Raw genomic sequence first — 2,805 nt, 5'->3', positions numbered from 1 at the left:
ATCACATTCTTTCCCTGGCTGACTTTACTACCACTGAATACGATACAGTTTTGCAAACTGCTGCCAGTTTTCAAGAGGTACTATCACGGCGGACAAAGAAAGTGCCAACCTTGCAGGGCCAGGTGGTAGCTAATTTATTTTTTGAATCGTCTACCCGCACCCGCAGCAGTTTTGAACTTGCTGCCAAACGCCTAAGTGCAGATACACTGAACTTCGCCGCCGCCACATCTTCTATGACCAAGGGAGAAACAATTCTCGACACGGCGAAAACCTATTTGGCGATGGGAACTGATATTATGGTAGTCCGCCATCGAGAGGCAGGAGTACCAAATGCGATCGCATCTGAAATGGATCGTCTAGGTGTACGAGTTAGCGTCCTCAATGCTGGTGATGGTCAACATGAGCATCCTTCCCAAGCACTGTTAGATTTATTTACCATAACTACTCTAATTGACCCAGATCATCCGCGACTGGAACTTTTAAAGGGGAAAAAGATTGCCATTGTTGGGGATATTCTCCATTCTCGTGTAGCGCGATCAAATATTTGGAGTTTAATTGCTAGCGGTGCCGAAGTGCATTTGGCAGCACCACCAACCCTCTTACCTAAATTATTTGCCGAGTTTATCTCGGAGGAAGTAGAAGGCAGAAATTATTCCCCCAATCCCCAACTATTTCTACATTGGCAGCTAGAACCAGCTTTGCAGAATGCCGATTTTGTAATGACTTTACGTCTGCAAAAGGAACGGATGACGGCTCATTTATTACCAAGTTTGCGAGAATATCATCAACTATTTGGTATTACACGCACAAAACTGCAACTTTGTAAACCTAACGTCAAAGTTTTGCATCCAGGTCCAGTTAATCGTGGTGTTGAAATTAGTTCTGAATTGATGGATGACCCAGAATTTAGTCTCATTCAATCACAAGTTACCAGCGGTGTTGCTGTTCGGATGGCACTCTTGTACCTATTAGGTAGCGGCAAGGCTTAATATAATCTCAGTTGGAAATTTACTCCCATCGGACTACATTACGGAACAATATCTAATCTTATCGGATTTATTATTCCTTTATTATTCCTCCGATCGCATGAGGACAGAATTCTCTAATCTTGGCACACTGGTATCGTAGAAGATCAGAATTTCATGACTTCTAGAAGTGTCCGAGGTAAATTATGAAACGAATTTTTTTGACGGCAGCAGCCTTACTCAGCACGCTATCTTTAGCTGCTCCCATTCCCGTCAAAGCAGAAAATTCCGTCCCTGTCCGCCGCTTGTTAGAAACTAGAGAATGTATAGGATGCAATCTAGCAGGAGCGAACCTTAAAGGCGCTCATCTAATCGGTGCTGACTTGAGAAATGCAAATTTAAAAGGAGCTAATCTCGAAGGTGCTAACTTAGAAGGTGCAGATTTAACCGGTGCTAATTTAAAGTCTGCTAATCTTACAGATGCCTTTGTCAGTGGTACTAGCCTAAATAATGCTAATCTTACCAACGTTGATTTGAGTAATGCTCATTTATATAATACTGACGTAAATGGCGCAGTTTTGGCTAATATTGATTTAACTGGTGCTGATGTCTTTAATACTGACATTAGCGTAGGTGGTGAATATTAATGATCGCTCATTATGCAAAAGTAATGAGTTAAGAGTTTAATTTAACTCCTAACTCTCTACTTTTTAACTTTTACTCACCAGTAATCGACAGTTCATTAACCCAGATTTTCGGGCAAACTCCCCCTGGGGTTAACTCTGGCTCTTTTTCTACATAAATAATTGATTTCAAAAGTTCCAAGAAATCGCCAGCAACAGTTGCTGACTCAATACTCGTCCTCACACCCTTATTAATTAGCCAACCATCAAACGGCAAAGAAAAGGAACCTTGCAAGGATTTAACTCCAGCATGGAGAGCTTGTAAATCATCAATAAAAATCACATTTTCAGCAGTTTCTAAGCTCAACTCTTGCTCAGGAGTTGCTGCTGAAAATATGTGATAAAAATTGGGACTGACGCTGACTTTTGCACCAATACTAGCATTACCCGTTGGCTGGGCATTTAACCTTTTAGCAGTGCCAGCACTATGGAGAAATCCTGTTAAAACGCCATTTTCAATCAGCGAAATTTGACGAGTGGGAGTTCCTTCGCCATCAAAAGTTTCAGCACCTACGTTAGCTGGGTGCAGTGCATCATCATAAACTGAAAGTAGAGGAGAAGCAATTTCCTTACCTAAATCATCAGGCGTAGATAGACTTTGATTATCTAAAATACTTTGGGCATTGAATAAGTTAGAAAAAGCACCCAACAGACTTAAGAAAGCTTCCGGTGAGAAAACAACTCGATATTTACCAGTTTTGATTTTTTCATAATTCAAGTGACTGATAGTTTTATCGGCGGTTTCTTTGATGCAACCATTAATATCTAGATTATCTAAACTCTGGTTGATTCTATAAGCGCCTGCACTGCGAGGTTTTTTCCCATCTTCCTCAGTTTTGCTGTAAAGATAAACTGATGCTAAGGAGTGAGATTCAGTTCTCACCGCACCGTCGCTATTAAGATAAAACCTGTCAATATCTCTTTGAGACAAACCATTATAAGGTACACCTTTAATTGCTGGGTGAGCTGCCAGTAATTCTTTTTCAGCTATCAACAATTTTTCTATAAGGTCAGCAACAGGTGCTTGAGGCGCCTTATGCAGAGGTTTACTTGGAATCGGAACAGTAGCCTCTGGACTAAAATCAGGAACATTCTCTTTAACACCAAAGAAACTGGCTTCGTAGGCAGTTTTCAAAGCTAATTCCAGTCCCTTGGGG

3 protein-coding genes are annotated in these 2,805 nt (G+C 41.1%); 2 read left to right on the top strand and 1 reads right to left on the bottom strand.

The window, feature by feature from the left end:
* The coding region (locus IQ229_RS22485; RefSeq protein WP_194047548.1) for an aspartate carbamoyltransferase catalytic subunit at nucleotides 1–989 on the top strand (989 nt) is incomplete at its 5' end.
* Between the two features lie 182 nt (nucleotides 990–1,171).
* Nucleotides 1,172–1,612, top strand: coding sequence for a pentapeptide repeat-containing protein (locus IQ229_RS22480; RefSeq protein WP_194047546.1), 441 nt, complete (start codon nucleotides 1,172–1,174; stop codon nucleotides 1,610–1,612).
* A 70-nt stretch (nucleotides 1,613–1,682) separates the two neighbouring features.
* Here the strand turns inward: IQ229_RS22480 and IQ229_RS22475 are convergent.
* Nucleotides 1,683–2,805 (bottom strand): TldD/PmbA family protein (locus IQ229_RS22475; protein ID WP_194047544.1); only part of this gene is annotated, 1,123 nt, incomplete at its 5' end.

Origin of the sequence: Nostoc cf. edaphicum LEGE 07299 (genome assembly GCF_015207245.1) — a bacterium.
Classification (GTDB): Bacteria; Cyanobacteriota; Cyanobacteriia; order Cyanobacteriales; family Nostocaceae; genus Nostoc; species Nostoc edaphicum_B.
Note: the sequence above shows the minus strand (reverse complement) of the source record. Positions and strands in the feature narration are given on the sequence as shown.